The sequence below is a fragment of the Streptomyces californicus genome, from assembly GCF_000717645.1.
GTDB lineage: Bacteria > Actinomycetota > Actinomycetes > Streptomycetales > Streptomycetaceae > Streptomyces > Streptomyces californicus.
On the sequence record NZ_JNZZ01000009.1, the window covers coordinates 38,476 to 58,300 of the forward strand.

General features: G+C 70.5%; 21 protein-coding genes. 7 read left to right on the top strand and 14 right to left on the bottom strand.

Annotated elements, in window-relative coordinates:
- Window positions 1–20 precede the first annotated feature (20 nt).
- The 14 genes from IF19_RS0114125 to IF19_RS0114190 form a co-directional block, all read right to left on the bottom strand.
- Window positions 21–1,406 (bottom strand): hypothetical protein, encoded by a 1,386-nt coding sequence (locus IF19_RS0114125; RefSeq protein ID WP_030112835.1) that lies wholly within the window; start codon window positions 1,404–1,406, stop codon window positions 21–23.
- 35 nt (window positions 1,407–1,441) lie between these two features.
- Entirely contained in the window at window positions 1,442–1,825 is a 384-nt protein-coding gene (locus tag IF19_RS0114130; protein WP_030112834.1) for a DUF4913 domain-containing protein, read from the bottom strand.
- Window positions 1,822–3,585 carry a type IV secretory system conjugative DNA transfer family protein gene (locus IF19_RS0114135; RefSeq protein ID WP_030112833.1) on the bottom strand — a complete coding sequence of 588 codons (1,764 nt, stop codon included), beginning with the start codon at window positions 3,583–3,585 and terminating at the stop codon, window positions 1,822–1,824. Before IF19_RS0114135 ends, IF19_RS0114130 begins: the two co-directional genes overlap by 4 nt.
- A 37-nt stretch (window positions 3,586–3,622) precedes the next feature.
- Window positions 3,623–5,032, bottom strand: coding sequence for an ATP/GTP-binding protein (locus IF19_RS0114140; protein ID WP_223859374.1), 1,410 nt, complete (start codon window positions 5,030–5,032; stop codon window positions 3,623–3,625).
- A 128-nt stretch (window positions 5,033–5,160) separates the two neighbouring features.
- Window positions 5,161–6,639: an SCO6880 family protein gene (locus tag IF19_RS0114145; protein ID WP_202478603.1), complete on the bottom strand. Its 1,479-nt coding sequence runs from the start codon at window positions 6,637–6,639 to the stop codon at window positions 5,161–5,163.
- Between the two features lie 108 nt (window positions 6,640–6,747).
- Window positions 6,748–6,990: a hypothetical protein gene (locus IF19_RS0114150; protein ID WP_030277890.1), complete on the bottom strand. Its 243-nt coding sequence runs from the start codon at window positions 6,988–6,990 to the stop codon at window positions 6,748–6,750.
- Window positions 6,991–7,022: 32 nt separating this feature from the next.
- On the bottom strand, window positions 7,023–7,265 hold the full coding sequence (locus tag IF19_RS0114155; protein WP_030112830.1) for a hypothetical protein: 243 nt from the start codon (window positions 7,263–7,265) through the stop codon (window positions 7,023–7,025).
- Window positions 7,266–7,324: 59 nt separating this feature from the next.
- On the bottom strand, window positions 7,325–8,401 hold the full coding sequence (locus IF19_RS0114160) for a zeta toxin family protein (protein WP_030112829.1): 1,077 nt from the start codon (window positions 8,399–8,401) through the stop codon (window positions 7,325–7,327).
- Window positions 8,402–8,437: 36 nt separating this feature from the next.
- Window positions 8,438–8,575, bottom strand: coding sequence for a hypothetical protein (locus tag IF19_RS1000000137645; protein ID WP_156095443.1), 138 nt, complete (start codon window positions 8,573–8,575; stop codon window positions 8,438–8,440).
- 104 nt (window positions 8,576–8,679) lie between these two features.
- Window positions 8,680–9,927 carry a hypothetical protein gene (locus IF19_RS0114170; RefSeq protein WP_050493763.1) on the bottom strand — a complete coding sequence of 416 codons (1,248 nt, stop codon included), beginning with the start codon at window positions 9,925–9,927 and terminating at the stop codon, window positions 8,680–8,682.
- Window positions 9,917–10,714 (bottom strand): DUF8175 domain-containg protein, encoded by a 798-nt coding sequence (locus IF19_RS0114175; protein WP_030112827.1) that lies wholly within the window; start codon window positions 10,712–10,714, stop codon window positions 9,917–9,919. The genes IF19_RS0114170 and IF19_RS0114175 overlap by 11 nt, the downstream gene beginning before the upstream one ends.
- A 20-nt stretch (window positions 10,715–10,734) precedes the next feature.
- Window positions 10,735–11,016, bottom strand: a complete 282-nt coding sequence (locus tag IF19_RS0114180; RefSeq protein ID WP_030112826.1) for a hypothetical protein — start codon at window positions 11,014–11,016, stop codon at window positions 10,735–10,737.
- A 168-nt stretch (window positions 11,017–11,184) separates the two neighbouring features.
- Window positions 11,185–11,430, bottom strand: a complete 246-nt coding sequence (locus tag IF19_RS0114185) for a hypothetical protein (protein ID WP_030112825.1) — start codon at window positions 11,428–11,430, stop codon at window positions 11,185–11,187.
- 21 nt (window positions 11,431–11,451) lie between these two features.
- The gene (locus IF19_RS0114190) at window positions 11,452–11,844 is read right to left on the bottom strand and encodes a DUF6668 family protein (protein ID WP_306471651.1); all 393 of its coding nucleotides are present in this window, start codon (window positions 11,842–11,844) and stop codon (window positions 11,452–11,454) included.
- Between the two features lie 374 nt (window positions 11,845–12,218).
- On the opposite strand from IF19_RS0114190, the gene IF19_RS1000000138670 reads away from it, so the two are divergent.
- The 7 genes from IF19_RS1000000138670 (at window position 12,219) to tuf (ending at window position 19,794) form a co-directional block, all read left to right on the top strand.
- Window positions 12,219–13,208, top strand: coding sequence for a peptidoglycan DD-metalloendopeptidase family protein (locus tag IF19_RS1000000138670; protein ID WP_275589738.1), 990 nt, complete (start codon window positions 12,219–12,221; stop codon window positions 13,206–13,208).
- 41 nt (window positions 13,209–13,249) lie between these two features.
- A complete protein-coding gene (locus tag IF19_RS0114200; protein ID WP_050493762.1) occupies window positions 13,250–13,945 on the top strand; it encodes a hypothetical protein in 696 nt (231 codons plus the stop codon).
- An 11-nt stretch (window positions 13,946–13,956) separates the two neighbouring features.
- Window positions 13,957–15,099, top strand: a complete 1,143-nt coding sequence (locus IF19_RS1000000137970; RefSeq protein WP_030112821.1) for a hypothetical protein — start codon at window positions 13,957–13,959, stop codon at window positions 15,097–15,099.
- 332 nt (window positions 15,100–15,431) lie between these two features.
- A complete protein-coding gene (gene rpsL, locus IF19_RS0114210; RefSeq protein WP_003948652.1) occupies window positions 15,432–15,803 on the top strand; it encodes a 30S ribosomal protein S12 in 372 nt (123 codons plus the stop codon).
- A 2-nt stretch (window positions 15,804–15,805) separates the two neighbouring features.
- Complete coding sequence (gene rpsG / locus IF19_RS0114215; protein WP_003966970.1) at window positions 15,806–16,276, top strand: 30S ribosomal protein S7; 471 nt, start codon at window positions 15,806–15,808, stop codon at window positions 16,274–16,276.
- A gap of 37 nt (window positions 16,277–16,313) precedes the next feature.
- On the top strand, window positions 16,314–18,443 hold the full coding sequence (gene fusA, locus IF19_RS0114220; RefSeq protein ID WP_030112820.1) for an elongation factor G: 2,130 nt from the start codon (window positions 16,314–16,316) through the stop codon (window positions 18,441–18,443).
- A gap of 157 nt (window positions 18,444–18,600) precedes the next feature.
- The gene (gene tuf / locus IF19_RS0114225; RefSeq protein ID WP_030112819.1) at window positions 18,601–19,794 is read left to right on the top strand and encodes an elongation factor Tu; all 1,194 of its coding nucleotides are present in this window, start codon (window positions 18,601–18,603) and stop codon (window positions 19,792–19,794) included.
- Window positions 19,795–19,825 lie beyond the last annotated feature (31 nt).

Consider the following 19,825-nt stretch of genomic DNA (forward strand, 5'->3'; position numbering starts at 1 on the left):
CCAAGGTCGGACCAGGGCCGTCACTTCTGCTTGAGGACGGAGATGAGCAGACCGTTCACCGGGTTGGGCGTCAGGAAGACCCCGGCGCCCGGCAGGGCCCACTCGGGGACGCGCGTGCCGTCGGGGAGGAGGCGCGGGGCGCCGTCGCCGGCGGACAGATCGATCTCGACCGCCCCGGGGTCCTTCCCGGGGCCCGTGGCGAGTTCCCCGTACGCGGTCCCGTCGTCGGTGATCGACCGGACGAGCACGTCGGCCTTGCGGCTCTCGCCCGCGTCCAGGCAGGTGCCGTGGCGGCGCTGGAGGTCGAAGGCGACGGTGCCGGCGGCGATGAAGCGGCCGTTGGGGGAGGAGACGGCGTCGTCCCCTCGCGGCCGCTCGCAGACGATGCTCGCCTCCAGCTTGCCCGTGGCGGCGTCGTGGACGGCGACGAGCGGGGTGGAGAAGTTGCCTCCGGCCTCGGTGTGCCAGCGGGTGAGGAGGTGGCCGCCGATGGTCGAGACGTACTGGCCGTCCATGGAGGACTTGTCCATCATCGACCAGCCGCCGGGCGGGGCGTCGTCCTGGATGTGCCAGGATCCCGGCATCTCCGCCAGGTCGAGGACGTAATTGCTCACGACCCAGCCCTTGGCGGTCCTCACCTGCCCCCGCCCCTCGGCGCACGCGTCCGCGCACGCGTCGATGGTGCCGCTCGTCACGTCCACGGCGACGGCGCCCTTCTTCAGACCGTTCCAGTGGACCTGGAGCCCGCCGCCGTAGTCCTCGACGCGCAGGTCGTCCTGGCCCTTCCCCTTCTCGGAGTTCGGTCCGTACACCTCCACGGGGATGTCGATCCGGCGCTTCGGCGCCACGGCGGAGCCGGACGCGTCCATCGGGAAGACCAGGAGGCGGACCACCTCCTTGCCCTTGGCGAGGGCGTCCCCGCCCTGAACGCCGTGGGCCCACAGCACGACGTACTCGCGGCCGTCCTGGAAGGCGGTCGACACGGAGGGCAGTTCCGCCTCGTCGCCGTCGTAGGTGCCGTTGCCGGCCTCCGCCATGGAGGTGGGCGGCTCCCACGGCTCGCTCGTGAAGCGGATCCGGCCGGACGACGCGTCGCGGACCTGGACGACATACCCGTCCTCCGTCGTGTTGACGTAGGCGACGGTGCCGCTCCGGGCGCCCACGGCCACCGGCGGCTTCGAGGAGTACTTCGCCGGCATCCAGGCGAGCGACTGCTCCCAGCCCTTGTCGGCGGAGTAGGCGGGCGGGACGGTGAGGAGGACCGACGGGCCGGAAGGGGTAGGGGGCGCCGCGGACGTCTCCTTCCCGCCCTCGCCGCCCTTACCGGTCGGCGCCGGGTCGTCGGCGCCACCGCATCCGGTCAGAAGCACACCGGCCAGCGCGGCTCCCGCTACGACCTTCGGCATACGCATCATCGTCACGGCCTTTCTCGGTTCTCGTATCAGAACGCTTCGACCACCGGCACTGCTTTGGGCCGGTGGGAGCCCTGCTTGCACCCGGCGAACGGGCCCGAGGGGCTGCGGAGTTCGTGCATGACCGCCCCCAGGTGGTCGCGGTGCCACAGGGCGGGGCCGCTCGGGCCGGCCGCCGGGTCGGTGAGTTCCTGCCAGGCGAGCCAGAGACCGTGCAGCCGCGCGATCGCCTCCTGGTGCTCCCACCAGCGGGGGCACCAGGGCTCGGCGGAGGTGACCTCCCGGGCGTACACGGGCAGCAGGAGGGCGTGGACCCAGGTCGCCAGAAGCCGCAGCTCCTCCTCGTACGCCTCGCCGTCGAGGTAGAGGATGAACTGGGGCTCGGCCTGGCCCGGGTCGGCGGGGGTGCTCATCGGGACAGCTCCTTCGCGGCGCGGACGGTGATGGCGTGCTGCTCCGCCGCCGCGGCCGCCTGGATGCGCTCGGCGCCCGGCTCCGCGTACCACGGGCGCAGCCGGATGAGGGCGGGGCGCACCCCGGTGGCGAGGAGCAGCGCCGTGCCCTTGGGCAGCGCGCGGATCCGGTCGGCGGGAAGGATGCGCTGCAACCGGTACGAGGTGGAGCGGGTCCGGCCCTCCTTGCTCCGGGAGTGGCTGACGGTGCGTACGTCGTGCTCGCCGACCAGCCGGGAGACCTTCTCCACGAAGTCGGCGTCGTCGAGGCCCGCGCCGAGGAGCTTGACGGTCGCCGCGCCCCAGAGGGCGTCCATGCCGGCCTCGCCCCACACGCGGGAGCCCTGCCGGTAACTCTGGAGCAGGGTGACGATGTTGATACCGCGCGAGCCGAGGTGCGAGTAGAGGTCGGGCAGGTCGGAGATGCGGCAGACGTTGGCGGCCTCGTCGAGGATCGCGGTCATCGGGGGTTCGAGCCGCCCGCCCATCCGTTCGGCGGCGCGGACGCCCGCGCGCAGGACGGAGTCGGCGACGGCGGCGATGACGCCCGCGGCGGAACCGCCGCCGTCCTTGGAGAGCAGGTACAGGGTCCCGGAGCCGAGGACGTGGTGGTCCGGCCGGAACTCCGGCATCACCGGGTCGGGGGTCACCCACGCGGCGATCCGCGGATCGAGCAGGCAGCTCACGCACTGGCGGGCCGTCTCGTAGATGCCGTCCCGCGTCTCGACCGCCCCCTGGACGGTGCCGCGGAGCTGCTCGGCGAGGGCGTGCATGCCGGCGTCGCGCAGCAGGTCGATCGGGGTGCGGTCGGCCGGGTCGGCGAGCCAGCCGAGGACCTCGTCCACCTGCCGGCCGCCCCTGGCGGCGGCGTGGAAGAGGGCCGTCAGGGTGTTCTGGGCGGCGGAGATCCAGAAGTCCCGCTTGGAGGCGTCGTCGTTGACCGCGCCGACGAAATGGCCCGCCAGCCGTCGGGCGCCCTCGATGTCGCGGGCGTCGGCGAGCATGTCCCACCACAGGGCCCGGGGGGTGTGCGCGATGCCCTGGGGGTCGAACGTCCAGACCTGCCCGGCCCGTTCGCGTTCGGCCCGGGTCACGGTGTAGACGTCGGACTTGTTGGAGGTCAGCAGCACGCAGCCGCGGGCGCGCAGAACGCGGGGGACGGCGATGCCGGTGGACTTGCCCGCGCGCGGGGCCATCAGATCCAGCTCCACGTCCTCGTAACTGGAGCGCAGTTCGGGCCCGTTGGGATCGAGGTCGCCGAGGAGGTTGCCGGTGTCGTCGGGGGCGGGTTTGCCGCCGGTCGCCTTCTTCAGGCCGGGGCGGAGCTGGAGGGCGCGGGCCGCCGCGCCCTTCGGGAGCATCGCGGCGAGTTCCTTGCGGCCGGCGAGGCCGGGGGTGCGGCGGCCTCGCCCGCGGAACAGCAGGACGACGACCACGATCAGGCCGATCAGCAGCCCCGCGGTCACGGCGATGCCGGCGATCACGGAAGCCGCCGAGGCGTCCGGCCAGAGGGCGGCCGGCCCGTCCTGGACCAGTGAGGACAGGGTCGTGAGGCCGAACGGGGGCGGGTTCCAGCCCGATCCGGACACGGCGGCGCCGAGCGTCCCGCCCAGCCACACGCCGAGGAAGCCGAGGAAGACCACGGCGGCGGCGCCCACGATCAGCCAGGGCAGGTAGTCCTCGGCTGAGCTGGAGCCGCCCCGCGGCGGACGGTCGCTCATGGGCGTCCTCCCGAACGCGGCTGGGACGGACGGCCGGTCATCGGTGCTCCCCCGAGCGCGGCTGGGGCAGGTCCTTGCCGGCCCAGCGGGTGTTGGTGTTGTGCAGGTTGCGCTCGGTCTCGGTGATGGCGACCTTGATGGGGATGCCGGGCCGCCCGCCCACCTTGATCAGGAAGCGGCCCCGGCCGGGCGGCTCCGAGCTCGCCTCCGGGTTGGCCCAGCCGGGGGGTGACGACCAGGACGAGACCAGGTCGATCTCCCGCTGGGACATGCCGATCACCTTGCCGAGCTCCTCCATCTCGGTACGGGGCAGACCGGCGCACACCACCATGCCCGCGCGCTCGACGAAGCCGCGGGCCTTGGCCCGGTCGGCCTCGTTGCCCAGCGCCTCGGCGTCCTTCAGGGTGTGGGTGATCTTGGCGTCGCCGAGGCCGAGGGAACGGTTGAGGCGGGTGAGCGCGTCGATCCGCTCCACGATCCCGGAGGCGGCACGCAGGGGACGCCACAGCTCGTCGAGCACGGTGAAGAACCAGCGCTGCGGGGCGAGCCCGGCGTCCGCCAGGGCGTGCGCGGCGGCCACCGTGCCGAGCCCGTCGGACCAGGCGGCGAGCATGGCCGCCGCCGTGAGCTGGGTGTCCGCCTCGCCGATGCGGGAGATGTCCACGCACACGGCGGGTGCGTTCGGGTTGATACGGGTCGAGGTCTCCGAGGCGAAGGTGTCGCCCAGCGGACCGTCGAGCACGCCGATCAGCGAGCGGTGCAGGGGGTCGACGGCCTTCTGGTAGCGCTGCCGGTCGCCCCGGTCGAGGGTGACGGCGCGGACCCGGTCGGGGCCCTCGTCCAGCACCCTGAGCAGGTCGGGCAGGAGCGGCGGCCGGCCGGGCGTCGACCGTTCCCTCAGGTGGTGCAGGCAGGCCGAGAGGACCGACTGCTCGTGGTCGTCCATGGGGCGCCCGCGCATGATCGTGATGAGCGCGGCGACCATGTTCAGGACGCGGCCGTGGGCCTCGGCCAGCAGGACGCGGCCGGCCTCGCCGCCGATCCGCTCCGCGGCCTCGCCCATGGCCCCGGGGTCGAGGACGTTGATGCCGCCGACGCCGCGGCCGATGGAGATCACCTGGCCGCCGAGCGCCCGTACGGTGTCCGCGTAGTCGGGCTTGAGGTCGCCGAGCACCAGGGGGACCACGCCGGTGGCCGTCATGCCGATCAGCATCCGGTTGACCAGCGTCGACTTGCCGAGTCCCGGCATGCCGAGCATGAACAGGGACGGGTTCGAGATGTACCGGGCGCGGGTGAACCAGGAGATCGGGTCGCCGCAGACCGTGGCACCGGTGTGCAGGTGCTGGCCGAGCGGGACGCCGGTCATCGGCGCCCCCGAGCCGGCCGCGAACGGCCACAGACCGCATGCCTGGACCGTGGTGGCGCGCCACATCGAGGGCGGGTCCATATGGGCGACCTGTCCGCCGCCGGGGCCGGGCCAGCCGCGCGGGGGCGCGACCGGAGTCCGTCGGCGGGCGGCCTGCCTGGCCTGTGCGAACTCCTCCGCCTCCCCGGACCGCTTGGCGTTCTTCCTGCTCACAGCGTCTCCCTGAGCTGGTACGGGATGAGGGTGTACTCCCACGGAAGGAGGCCGACGGGCAGCGTGCAGGTGAAGGCGGACGCCTGCATGCGGTCGGCGGGGCGCATCAGGATGCGGGAGGACGCCTGGAGGTTGCGGATGGTGATCGACGCGTCCTGGAGCTCCTCCTCGTCGTCCACCGTGACCGTGACCATGAGGGAGAACTCGACCAGGCCGGCGCCGGACGCCTCCTCGGCCGCGGTCTGTTCGGCGGCCTGCATCTCGGAGGCGGCGCGGGCCTGCACCAGACCCCGGCGGGAGCCCGCCATGAAGTGGGCCGCGCGCCGGTCGGCCTCCACGATGCGGGCGGAGGTCGCGGGATCGATGGGCCGGTAGACGAGGGAGACGCGCTTGCGGCGGGTGCCCTGGGCGGGCTCCAGGAGACCGCGCAGCACGCTGGAGCGGACGGTGCCGCGTGGTGCCAGGGTGAGCATCCAGGTGCGGGAGACGCCGGAGTCGTGCTTGTAGCCGTCCACGGTCTCCACGGCCACGGCGGGGCCCGCGTCCTGCCAGCTCACGCCGGTGGACGCCTGGCCCGCGCGGACGGACAGCACGTCGGGCGCGATGGCCGGGTCGTAGGCCACCCGGACGATCTCCGCGATCCGCTCCTCGGACAGCGGCGAGGCGGAACCGCCGCCGGCCGCGACCAGGCCGGCCAGCAGTCCCGGCAGGCGCATCGCGAGGTCGGTGACCACGTCCTCGGGCTTGCGGCGCGGGCCGGGCAGGGTGCCGTAGGTGAGGGCGACGTACGTGTGCATCTCGGAGGAGGCGGACGGGTAGCGTGCCACGACCTCCTCCATCACCGCGCGGGCCGCCTCGGGGGCGTCCGGGGTGATCCGGGGCAGCACCTCGGCGGCCAGCCGGGTGCCGGTGTCGGGGGCCGTCTCCACCACGACCTGGGCGCCGCGCAGACCGGGCTCGTGCGACAGCCGGGACAGCCAGTCGCCCCAGGAGGCGACCCAGATGTCCACCTGCTCGGGGTCGACGAGGGAGCCGCCGTCGGGCTCGCAGGCGAGTACGACGGTGTAGAGGTTCCGGCCCGGGTGGTGCAGGACGCCGAAGGTACGGCCGTACGCGTCGGTGCCGTGCAGCATCTTCACGCGGGCGAGCAGCCCGGGCGGGGAGAAGTTGCCGCCGGGACGGCGTGAGAGCGGCCCGGAGACGTAGGTGTGCGAGCCTTCGGCCTTGCGCTTCAGCCAGCCGATCCGGATGGCGACCAACTGGTAGACGTTCCTTCCGTCCGCGGTCCGCAGGGCGAGCGGGCCGAGGAAGAGGGCGAGCGGGACGAGGACGGTGAGGGCGACGGAGATCGACACCAGTGAGGCGAGCAGGACGACCACGAGACCGCCGAACGCGACGACGGTCCCGAGCAGGCCGAGGGGCCCCAGCCCGGGCCGGCGGGGGCGCCGCCAGTTCCCGTAGGTGGGCCGCGCCATGGATTCGGTGGCCACGGGGATCCTTTCAGGTGAGGGGTGTACGGGTACGGGGGCTCCGTGCCCGGTCAGCGGGTGGGGCCGCCGGGGGTGGGCGTGGGTTGTCGGCGGTCAGCCGCGTGCGTGCTTCCTTCGCACGATCTCGTCGAGGTCGTCGTCCGTGATGGTGCCCAGCAAGGCGGCACCGTTGACGACGGCGAAGACGTTGTCCTGACCTGTTGATTCGATGACCAGGTCGTCGTGGATCTCTTCTTCGAAGTCCCAGGCGGCGCTGTCCGTGATCATCTCCTCGCGGGGGATGCCGCCCTTGGCGTAGCGCCTGAGGTACTCGTGGAGTGAGGGCTTCTCGGCCATGGGCGGTCTTTTCCTTGCTTCCAGCGGTTCGTTCAGCGGCGCGCGTTCTTGCGGCGCAGGATCTCTTCCGCGTCCTCGTAGGTGATGTCGCCGAGTACGACAGCGCCGTTGAGCAGGGACACGACGTTGTCCTGACTCGTGGGTTCGATGAGCAGCGGGTCGTGGATCTCTTCTTCGAAGTCCCAGGCGGCGATGGTCGCGATCATCTCCTCGCGGGGGATGCCGCCCTTGGCATAGCGCCTGAGGTATTCGCGGAGTGAGGGCTTCTCGGTCATGGGTCGGTCCTTCCGTGCCGTGCCGTCGTCGGTGGGTGAGGCTTGTGCGTTGTGTCGAGTCAGCGGGCCGGGCGACCGGGGGAGGGCGGGGTGTGCCGCGGGGTGGTGGGGCGGGTGCCCTGGTTCTGGTTCTGGGCCGGGGTGGTCTGTGGTGCGGCGGTTCGGGGGGAGCGCAGCTTTCCGGCGGCGGCGATACCGACGGAGAACTCGCCCCGGGCGTACGTGGGAGCCGTCTGCCGCGCGGGGACCGCCGTGCCGCTGCCGGTGGGGGTGAACGCACCGCGTTCGGTGGTGATCAGCCCGGTGGCCAGTCCCTGCTCGACGAACTTCTCGGCGTTCTGGCGGCTGATGGAGTGGCCGAGGCCGGTGGTGTTCTTTGCGTAGAGGGCGCGGATCATCTCCTGCGGGGCCATGCGGCCGCCGTAAGGGTCGGTGCCCTGTTCGTAGGCGATGCGGCCGGTCTGCCAGCGGGAGGCGTTCTGTGCGAGGGAGGTCTCCAGAGGGACCTCGACGGAGAGGATGACGCGCTGGTCGTATCCGCTCCGGGCGAGGTCGTTGAGGCGGGCGACGCCGGCCGTCTCGTTGGCGAGGGTGGCGTCGATGAGGAGGTTGTAGCCCTCGCGTTGGGCCCATTCTCCGACCTGGTCGTGGAGCGCCGACGCTTCGCGGTGGAGCAGCCCGGACATTTCGGCCGGGGTGAGTTCACGGCCGAAGGACAGGGCCATCTGCTCCGGGGAGAGCTGGGGCATGCCTCCGGCCTCGTAGAGGGCGCGCTTGAACTCGTCCGGGTCGAGGGCGACGTAGTCCTCCACTTTCAGACCGTGGGCGGAGGTGAGCAGCCGCCCCAGTTCGGAGTCCTCGTTCTGCCAGGAGCCAAGCCGGTGCTGCACCGTGCTCTTCCCCGCGCCGGGTGCGCCCGCCGTCAGCAGAACGGCGTTTCCCCCTCGCGGCCGGCCGGCGTACTCGGCTTTGAAGCGTTCGACGATGGAGGCATGCAGGGCGAGGCGTTCGCGGTGGTAGAGACCCTGGACGGTGAACTGTGCGGCGGTGTCCCCCGCACCAGGCGAGAGGTCTCCGCCTCGTCCCATACGTTGCTGCAACTCGGCGTACAGCTGAACGTATTCCCCCGTCAGCATTGGCTTCCCTTCGTTTCGACCACTGTCCGATCCGAATCAACTACGCGCGTTCTTGAGACAGAGGATCTCTTCTTCGAAGTCCCAGGCGGCGCTGTCCGTGATCATCTCCTCGCGGGGGATGCCGCCCTTGGCGTAGCGCCTGAGGTACTCGCGGAGTGAGGGCTTCTCGGTCATGGGGCGGTCCTTCTGCGTGGTGTCGCCGTCGGTGGCTGGAGCTTGTGTGTCGGGTTCGCGGGTGGGGCGGCACGGGTGCCGCACAGCCCCACCCACTGACGGCGCTACTGGTTGTGGCCCTTCATACCGTCGTTGTCGTCCAGCGAGCCCGCGACCTCGTTGGCCGCGTTCATGCCCGCCTGGGCGACCACCGCGGCGGCCTGGACCGCGACCATCGCGGGGCCCGCGGCCGCTGCGGCGCCACCGGCCGCCGCACCGCCACCGGCCGCCGCACCTCCGCCACCCGCGCCACCGGCACCGCCCGCGCTGGACGACGGGGCCGCGCCGGCTCCGGACGAGGGAGAGCCCGCGGGGCCCTTCGAGCCGCCGCCGCCCCCTCCGCCACCGCCGCCGCCCCCTCCTCCGCCTCCACCGCCACTGGCGATGCTGACCGCACCGCTCGCGATGCTGTTGGCGAAGTTGAGAGCCACGGTTCCGCCCGAGGTGCCGCCGAGCGCGGCGGTCGCCGGGACGATCAGCTTGAGCAGGGCGGGCAGGGCGAAGACGGAGAGGATGAGCATGCCCATGCCCGCGATGGTGTTCTCCAGCCCCGGGTCCTTCCTGCTCTGGGTCATGGACGTGGCCGAGTAGATGATCAGTGCCGCGGCAGGCTTGTAGAGCAGCCAGGCGATCAGCCAGCCGATGTGCTTCTTCCACCAACCGTCACCCCAGCCGGTCATGGAGGCGGCGGCGGCGATGGGGAGGGTGCCGATCAGCATGATGAGCACGCCGAGCCGGATGTACATCAGGATGATCTGGACGAAGCTGGCGAGCATGACCAGCAGGCCGAAGATCAGGATCAGGCCGGGGCTGGTCAGCGCGGTGACTCCGAGGATGGTCTCGGCGTTCTCCCCCAGGTTCGCCTTCCTGTACACCTCTTGGGCGTACGCGTCCGACGCCTGGTACAGCAGGGCGGCCAGCACGGGAGTGAGGGTCGAGACGAGGATGACCTTCCACATGCCCATGAACGCCTGCTGCATGGACTGGCCCTTGCGCTCGTAGGCCATCCTGATCGCGGCGACGAGGAGGGAGGCGACGGCCACGTAGGCGACGATCCACCTCGTCTCGCCGATGATCATGTCGAGCCCCGTGCCACCCTCGGGGTTGAGGCTGCTGCCGGTGCCGACCTTCATCCAGACGCCGTTGAGCGCTTTGAGGACTTCGGACGCGGCTTCCCCGATCGCGTTCGCGAAGGATTCGACGGCGCTTCCGACCACGCTGTCGACGGCGCCCTTGGCACCGTCCGTGAGGCAGTCCTTGAGGTTCTTCCCGCACTCGACGACGTCCCCGGGGCTCGGCAGGTTAGCCGCCATCCTTGCCTCCCCAGAGGACGAACCCCTCCGGCCCTCCCACGAAGCTGATGTTCTCCGTGAGCGAGCCCTTCAGGGTGGGGCGCAGCTTCCAGTCTCCGTCCTCCCAGACCACGGACGCGGTGGCCGTGCCGTACTTCCCGTCGGCGATGCGGATGAGGAGCATCGCCGTGGCCTGGTCCTTGGTGTACGTGAGCATGGAGAACCCGATATAGGTCCCGTCGCTGCCCGGGGCCCCTGCGGCGTCCTCGTCGGCCTCCTTGGACCGCGTCGCCATGAACGCGTCCTTGCCGGGGCCGGCGGCGACCTGCCGGTCGGCGACCGACCTCCACTCGCTCCCGCTCATCTTCGAGGTGATGGAGTGCACCGCGAGTACCGCTCCCAGCGGGGTACGTGCGAAGCAGGACCAGACGACGCCGTCGTACAGGAGGGGGCCCGCCGTCGCGGATACCGGGACGAGGTCCGCCTGGTAGACCTTCCACTTCAGGTCCGCCGGACTCTTCGGCGGGACGGCCTGGTCGCTGTCGTCCGTGCGGCAGCCTTCCGGCCGGGGGTCCTCCGCCCCGTTCGACTGCTTGCCCGAAGGAGTGCTCCGCGTGGGGTCGGCGGAAGGAGCCGCCGTCGCCTCCGCCCCCGGGCCGGCGTTCGTGTCCTCGTCGTCGCCGGCGAACACGACGAAGCCCCCGAGCAACGCCAACACCAGGAAGAACCCGGCGGACAGCAGCCATCCCGGCTGCTGCCAGAACGGCTTCTCCCACTCACCACTGCCGCTTCGCTTGCTACGAGGCATCATGGTTCCCTCTGCCCGGGTCAGTTGAAGACGAAGGAGACGAGCGGCCCCGCGGTCGCGACCAGGACGCAGCCGGCCAGCACCATGCCGAGCCGGCCCATGTGCTCCGAACCCTCGCCCCGGCGCATCGAGATCGCCATCATGGCTCCGGTGATCAGCACGCCCGCGACACCCGCCGCGGTGCCCGCCCAGGCGACGACGCCCAGTACGTCATTGACCTTGTCGGTGAGTTCCGCCGGCGCGTCCATGCCTGGATTGGGCACTTCGGCCGCGAGTCCGACGTCGCGGATCTTGCTCAACATGGAGAATCTTCCCCCCGTGGAAGTGAGTGGTTCCGGCTCAATTGTTCAGTGGCCGACGACGCTTCGGAGGAGCCGTCGCCGCCGCATCATGACAGGACTTCTTCGAGACGCGCCCGTTTACGGTCGCATCGGTGACGTACTCGGAACAGATAATCGGGCGAAAGGTCCCTAGAACAACAGGAATTCGACCAGCGGCCCCGCCGTTGCCCCGATGACGCACGCGCCCATCACGACTGCGAACTGCGTGAGATGCTCGTCACCGCTCCCTGACCGCAGGGCGATCGCCATCCGCGAGCCGATGATCAGGATGCCCAGGATGCCCGCGGCGCTGACCAGCCAGGCTAGGTAGCTGAGCAGCTTGTTGAGTGGCCCGGTCACACCCGCGCCGGGGGCGGCCAGCAACAGTTCCATCATGGTGACTTCCTAGAGACCGGTTCAGTTGCCGGCGACGAGTCGGCGGAGTGCGGCGACCTCGCGCGGCAGGGGCCCGGAGAGGTTACCGGTCCGCCAGGACGGCACCCAGGGGACCCGGTGGACGTCCACCACCGAGCCGATCACCTTGATCCGCCGGCCCAGCTCCCTCGGCAGGCGGCCGGGCGCGTCCGCGACCAGGACGACCGCGGAGAGCGTCACTCCCGGCGGAATCTCGTTCTGTCGAGCCGTGTTGAGGATCCGGGACACGGCCTGGAGGCCCGAGGCGTGGGTACGTGCCACCAGCAGGACACCGCCCGGCCGACCGGCTGCCACGTCCGGCCAGGCGAGACCGGAGTCGTGCCCTCCGAACAGCTGCGCCAGAGTGGAAGCGCCCGCCCCGCCATGGGCGTTCATCCACGAGAACCCGCCCTCCGCCGCGGAGGGTGCGGAGCCGCCGGGTGCGCCGATTTCGGCCTGCTGTGGGGCACGTGGGGCGGAGTGGCTCGGGGGCGACGGGGTCACCGGTCCGCGGAGCCAGATCTCCGGCCCGCCGATCGTTTCCACTTGCATACGTCATTGCCCCCCGTGTCGACGTCCGACAGCTCTCTCGCGTAGCGTCCGACAGTAATAACGTACTGCGAATCGCAGCTTGTTGGGCGCACCAGTGGTGTGAAGGGGGCGCCGGGCGGGCGGGAACGCGGCGCGGTGGAAGACATCGGGAATGCACTGACGGGGGAGCGATGTCGGAAAAGGGGGGAAGTGCCTTCGCGTGGCTCGCGGGAGGCACCGTGGCGCTGGTCGTCGTGCCGGTGTTCCTGTTCGCGGGGGTGGGGGCGGGAGGCGTCGGGCCCGACATGGCGGGCGTCAGCGGCGGTGTGCTGAACCCGAAGCACGTACCGCCGGAGTACCTGCCGTGGGTGCTGAAGGCGGGCTCCATGTGCCCCCAGATCACCGCGCCGGTCATCGCCGCGCAGATCGAGGCCGAATCCGGCTGGGTGAACGGTCTCACCTCGCCCGTCGGGGCCCAGGGGCTCTCCCAGTTCATGCCCGGAACCTGGGTCACCTGGGGCCGGGACGACGACGGCAACGGGCGGGTCGACCCCCTCGATCCGGGGGACGCGATCATGGCCCAGGGGCGCTACGACTGCGCCCTGGCCAAGCAGGTCGAGGGGTACAAGGCCCGGGGAGATGCGAACGGGCCAACGCTCGACCTCACCCTCGCCTCCTACAACGCGGGCCCGGGCGCGGTGCTCAAGTACGGTGGCATACCCCCGTACCAGGAGACCCAGGGCTACGTCGTCAAGATCAAGGCGGCCATGGCGAAGTACACGGCGATCAGTTCGGGCCCCGGCACGGGCACGATCCCCGCCGGGCAGCGGCTGGCCATGCCGCTCTCCGGCAACCCGCCGGTCACCTCGCCCTTCGGTATGCGCGTGCACCCCATCACCGGGGTCCGCAAGCTGCACTCCGGTATGGACTTCGGCGTGAAGCAGGGCGTGCCCATCCTCGCCGCGAAGGAGGGCGTCGTCACCTTCGCCGGCATGACGGCCGGTTACGGGAACCGCGTGATCGTCTCCCATGGTTCGATCGGCGGCAAGCAGATCGCGACGACCTACAACCACATGTCCGCCATCAACGTCTCCAAGGGGCAGAGCGTCGGTGTGGGATCGGTGGTCGGGCTCGTCGGCAGCACGGGCTACTCGACCGGCGCCCACCTCCACTTCGAGGTGCAGGAGAACGGCCAGTACGTCAACCCCGCTCCGTGGATCGGCAAATGAGCGGGTATCGGACGACGGGCGGGGACGGAAGGAGGACCACCGTGCGGAAGGGCATCGCCACCGTGCTCGTGACCGCCGTGGGGGCGGCCGTGCTGGCCGGCTGCGGTCTGAAGGACCTCCGGGAGGAGTCCGACGGCGCGGGCGGGGGGACGGATCCCGGCTCGGCGGCCTCCGACACCTTCACGCCCAAGGCGCCCGTCCCCCGGGGGAAGCCGCTGGACGGGGGGAGCCGGCTTCCCGCCGCGCCCAAGCCGGACGACGGGGACCCGACCTCGGTCGCCCGGACCTGGGCGACCGTCGCCTACGGCTACGACACCGCGTACGACCAGGGGCGCCAGGACGCGGTGCTCCGGACCCTGCCCTTCCTCACCACCGCACGCGCCTCCGCCGAGCGCGAGCACGTCTCGGCGGGGGGCACCGGGGGAGACTGGAACGTCTGGGCGGGGCACCGGGCGTGGACCACGGTGCGACTCACGTTCGAAGACGGCGACGACGACCTCCCTCCTGACACCCCGGTGCTGGCCTACCGCGAGATCTTCGTCGAGGGCACGGCGCACGGCCGGGACGGCTGGACCGGCCCCGGGCCCCGGCTCATGGCCTCGGTGAAGCTGACCCGCACGGTCGGCGGACCGTGGCGGGTCGCCGACGTCCGGGTGGTCGAGGAGGCACTGCCCCCCGCCGCCCGGCCCTCGGCCCCGGCCTCCCCCTCCGTCACACCGCCCGTACGAAAGAACTGAGTGAGGCATCCATGTCCGTGTTCAGCCGCCGAAAGCGGACGGAAGAGACTCCGCCGTCGGCTTCCGGGCCGACGGCGGTCGAGGTGCGGGTGCGCGCCGACGGGTACGCCGAGGTCGACGGCCGGCCCGTCGTGGCGGGCGTGGGGGAGACCCCCCAGGAGGCCGTGCTCGACTACGTTCACCGCATCGCCCTGACGTCCGGGCGGGCCGTGTCGGTCACGGTGCGCGACGAGCGGATCGGGTCGGTCGTGCCGCTGTGGGTGCTGGAGGACGGCGCGAGCGTCTTCTCGGGCCCCCCGGCGCCGCTGTCGGACGCGGGGGCCGGAGGCGCACCCGCACCGGCTCCCGTACAGGCCGCCGCACCAGCACCAGCACCAGCACCGGCCCCGGCACAGGCTCCCGCACCGGCCCCCGCCCATGGCTCCGCCCCCGCCCCGGCACAGGCTCCCGCCCATGGCTCCGCCCCGGCACCGGCCCCCGTAGAGGCCGCCGCCCCGGCACCCACGCCCGTCCACGGCTTCGTGCCCGAGGCGGTTCCGGCGGAGCAGCCCCCATCGCCCGCCGCCCCGGAACAGACACCCCGGAGCCCGCAGGAGCCCCCGGTCACGCCCTCGGAGCCCCCGGTCACCCCCTCGGAGCGGCCGGTTCCACCCCCGGCTCCGGTCCCCTCCCCGGCACCGGAACCCGCCCGGGCGGCGGCACCGCCCCCCGCCCCCCGGCCCCCCGCCGACGACCCGTTCGCCGGGCCCGTCGCCCGGATCCACGAGGCGCTCCAGACCGGGCGCATCGAGTGGGCCGCCACGCTCGCCCTGCAGAGCGTGGCCGAGGCCGCCGAGCGCCTCGGCCACGAAGCGCCGGAGACGCTGCGGCTGCGCGAGCTCAACGCGTACGTCGCCTTCGTCGCGGGGGACACCGGCCGGGCCTTCGAGGGCTCCCTGGAGATCGCCCGGATACGCGCCGCGCACGGCGACCCGCAGGCGCTGCAGAGCGTGCTGAACGCGGCGGCCGCCTGGCTCAAGGTCGCCGACCCCCGCGAGGGGCTCCGGATGGGGCGTGACCTGATCGCCCTCTGGTCCACCCTGCCCGCCGCAGACCAGGACCGGCTGGGCTCGGCCCGGGCCCGGATCGAGCGGCTGGAACAGCGCCAGGCGTAGAGGTCGGGGCCGGCAGGCCCCGAGGACGCGCGCCGGGACGGGTTCGCCGGGGCGATCGGGCAGCCTCCGCCCGCCCGATCGCAGGCCCCCACCCGGCCCTGTCCCATTTGTTTTGACCCAGGTCCGTGAGGTAGGTACGCTCAACCCTGTGCCTGGGGTGTGCCTGGGCTCGTGTGCGTGTCCTCAACCGCCTGCGAGCCCGTCGGTGGCCACCGCAATCTGCGCCCTTTCGCCTCCTCGGCGGCAGTCTGCAGTATTCGACACACCCGACCGCGTGGGTCGGCGATGTTCCAGGTTAGTTTCACGAACGGCACACAGAAACCGGAGAAGTAGTGCCTACGATCCAGCAGCTGGTCCGGAAGGGCCGGCAGGACAAGGTCGAAAAGAACAAGACGCCCGCGCTCGAGGGTTCGCCCCAGCGTCGCGGTGTCTGCACGCGTGTGTTCACGACCACCCCGAAGAAGCCGAACTCGGCCCTCCGTAAGGTCGCGCGTGTGCGTCTGACCTCCGGTATCGAGGTCACGGCCTACATCCCGGGTGAGGGACACAACCTGCAGGAGCACTCCATCGTGCTCGTGCGTGGTGGCCGTGTGAAGGACCTGCCGGGTGTTCGTTACAAGATCATCCGCGGCTCGCTCGACACCCAGGGTGTCAAGAACCGCAAGCAGGCCCGCAGCCGCTACGGCGCCAAGAAGGAGAAGTAAGAATGCCTCGTAAGGGCCCCGCCCCGAAGCGCCCGGTCATCATCGACCCGGTCTACAGCTCTCCTCTTGTCACCTCGCTGATCAACAAGATCCTCCTCGACGGCAAGCGTTCCACCGCCGAGCGGATCGTGTACGGCGCCATGGAGGGCCTCCGCGAGAAGACCGGCAACGACCCGGTCATCACGCTGAAGCGCGCGCTTGAGAACGTCAAGCCCTCGCTCGAGGTCAAGTCCCGCCGTGTCGGTGGCGCCACCTACCAGGTGCCGATCGAGGTCAAGCCCGGTCGCGCCTCCACCCTCGCTCTGCGCTGGCTCGTCGGCTACTCCCGCGCCCGTCGCGAGAAGACGATGACCGAGCGCCTCATGAACGAGCTGCTGGACGCCTCCAACGGCCTCGGCGCCTCGGTCAAGAAGCGCGAGGACACCCACAAGATGGCCGAGTCCAACAAGGCCTTCGCGCACTACCGCTGGTAGTCGCTACCCCATCGAGACCGAGAGAAGACTGAGCCATATGGCCACCACTTCGCTTGACCTGGCCAAGGTCCGCAACATCGGGATCATGGCCCACATCGACGCGGGCAAGACGACCACCACCGAGCGGATCCTCTTCTACACCGGTGTGAGCTACAAGATCGGTGAAGTCCACGACGGCGCTGCCACGATGGACTGGATGGAGCAGGAGCAGGAGCGCGGCATCACGATCACGTCCGCCGCGACGACCTGCCACTGGCCGCTCGACAATGTTGACCACACCATCAACATCATCGACACCCCGGGTCACGTCGACTTCACCGTCGAGGTGGAGCGTTCGCTCCGCGTCCTCGACGGCGCCGTCACCGTGTTCGACGGTGTCGCGGGCGTCGAGCCGCAGTCCGAGACCGTCTGGCGTCAGGCGGACCGCTACGGCGTTCCGCGTATCTGCTTCGTCAACAAGCTCGACCGCACCGGTGCGGACTTCTTCCGCTGCGTCGACATGATCGTGGACCGCCTCGGCGCGACCCCGATCGTCATGCAGCTCCCCATCGGCGCCGAAGCGGACTTCACGGGCGTCGTCGACCTCGTGTCGATGAAGGCCTTCGTGTACCCCGAAGAGGCCGCCAAGGGCGAGATGTACAACGTCGTCGAGATCCCGGACAACCTGCAGGAGTCCGCCGCCGAATGGCGCGGGAAGCTCCTGGAGGCCGTGGCCGAGAACGACGACGCCATGATGGAGCTGTACCTGGAGGGCAACGAGCCCACCCAGGAGCAGCTGCACGAGGCGATCCGCCGCATCACCCTGGCGTCGAAGGGTGGCGCCGACTCCGTCACCGTCACCCCGGTGTTCTGTGGCACCGCGTTCAAGAACAAGGGCGTCCAGCCCCTGCTCGACGCGGTCGTCCGCTACCTGCCCTCCCCCCTGGACGTCGAGGCCATCGAGGGCCACGACGTCAAGGACCCCGAGGTCGTCATCAAGCGCAAGCCCTCGGACGACGAGCCGTTCTCCGGCCTGGCGTTCAAGATCGCGAGCGACCCGCACCTCGGCAAGCTCACCTTCGTCCGGATCTACTCCGGTCGCCTGGAGGCCGGCACCGCGGTGCTGAACTCCGTCAAGGGCAAGAAGGAGCGCATCGGCAAGATCTACCGCATGCACGCGAACAAGCGTGAGGAGATCCAGTCGGTGGGCGCGGGCGACATCATCGCCGTCATGGGCCTCAAGCAGACCACCACCGGTGAGACGCTGTGCGACGACAAGAACCCGGTCATCCTGGAGTCCATGGACTTCCCGGCGCCGGTGATCCAGGTCGCCATCGAGCCCAAGTCCAAGGGTGACCAGGAGAAGCTGGGTGTCGCCATCCAGCGCCTCTCGGAGGAGGACCCCTCCTTCCAGGTGCACTCCGACGAGGAGACCGGCCAGACCATCATCGGTGGTATGGGCGAGCTTCACCTCGAGGTGCTCGTCGACCGCATGAAGCGCGAGTTCCGCGTCGAGGCGAACGTCGGCAAGCCCCAGGTCGCGTACCGCGAGACGATCCGCAAGGCCGTCGAGCGCATCGACTACACGCACAAGAAGCAGACTGGTGGTACCGGCCAGTTCGCGAAGGTGCAGATCGCCCTCGAGCCCATCGAGGGTGGCGACGCCTCCTACGAGTTCGTCAACAAGGTCACCGGTGGCCGCATCCCCCGTGAGTACATCCCCTCGGTGGACGCGGGTGCTCAGGAAGCCATGCAGTTCGGCATCCTGGCCGGTTACGAGATGGTCGGCGTCCGCGTCACCCTTCTCGACGGTGGTTACCACGAGGTCGACTCCTCGGAGCTCGCCTTCAAGATCGCCGGTTCCCAGGCGTTCAAGGAGGGTGCCCGCAAGGCCTCTCCCGTGCTCCTGGAGCCGATGATGGCCGTCGAGGTCACCACGCCCGAGGACTACATGGGCGATGTGATCGGCGACCTCAACTCCCGCCGTGGCCAGATCCAGGCCATGGAGGAGCGCAGCGGCGCTCGCGTCGTGAAGGGCCTCGTGCCCCTCTCGGAGATGTTCGGCTACGTCGGAGACCTCCGCAGCAAGACCTCGGGTCGCGCAAGCTACTCGATGCAGTTCGACTCCTACGCCGAGGTTCCGCGGAACGTCGCCGAGGAGATCATCGCGAAGGCCAAGGGCGAGTAACTCTCCCGAGCTCACGCTTTAGGCTTGTCACCGGAGCCTGGCGGGCATACGGCACAGCGCGCGAGCACTGTGCCGTATGCCCCCGGCGCCGGCACCCCAGCAAAGATCACCTGGCGCCGATGAAGCAAGGCGTACAGAACCACTCAGGAGGACCCCAGTGGCGAAGGCAAAGTTCGAGCGGACTAAGCCCCACGTCAACATCGGCACCATCGGTCACATCGACCACGGTAAGACGACCCTCACGGCCGCCATTACCAAGGTGCTGCACGACGCGTACCCGGACCTGAACGAGGCCTCGGCCTTCGACCAGATCGACAAGGCTCCCGAAGAGCGCCAGCGCGGTATCACCATCTCCATCGCGCACGTCGAGTACCAGACGGAGTCGCGTCACTACGCGCACGTCGACTGCCCGGGTCACGCGGACTACATCAAGAACATGATCACCGGTGCCGCGCAGATGGACGGCGCCATCCTCGTGGTCGCCGCCACCGACGGCCCGATGCCGCAGACCAAGGAGCACGTGCTCCTGGCCCGCCAGGTCGGCGTTCCGTACATCGTCGTCGCCCTGAACAAGGCCGACATGGTGGACGACGAGGAGATCCTGGAGCTCGTCGAGCTCGAGGTCCGCGAGCTGCTCTCCGAGTACGAGTTCCCGGGCGACGACGTTCCGGTCGTCAAGGTCTCGGCGCTCAAGGCGCTCGAGGGCGACAAGGAGTGGGGCGAGTCCGTCCTCAACCTGATGAAGGCCGTCGACGAGGCCATCCCGCAGCCCGAGCGTGACGTCGACAAGCCGTTCCTGATGCCGATCGAGGACGTCTTCACGATCACCGGTCGTGGCACCGTCGTCACCGGTCGTATCGAGCGTGGTGTCCTGAAGGTCAACGAGACCGTCGACATCGTCGGTATCAAGCAGGAGAAGACCACCACCACGGTCACCGGCATCGAGATGTTCCGCAAGCTGCTCGACGAGGGCCAGGCCGGTGAGAACGTCGGTCTGCTCCTCCGTGGCATCAAGCGCGAGGACGTCGAGCGCGGCCAGGTCATCATCAAGCCGGGTTCGGTCACGCCGCACACCGAGTTCGAGGCGCAGTCCTACATCCTGTCGAAGGACGAGGGTGGCCGTCACACCCCCTTCTTCAACAACTACCGCCCGCAGTTCTACTTCCGTACCACGGACGTGACCGGCGTCGTGACCCTCCCCGAGGGCACCGAGATGGTCATGCCGGGCGACAACACCGTCATGAGCGTCCAGCTGATCCAGCCGGTCGCCATGGAGGAGGGCCTGAAGTTCGCCATCCGTGAGGGTGGCCGGACCGTGGGCGCCGGCCAGGTCACCAAGATCGTCAAGTAGTTTCTGCTTGGCCTTCGGCCTGGTAGCTCGC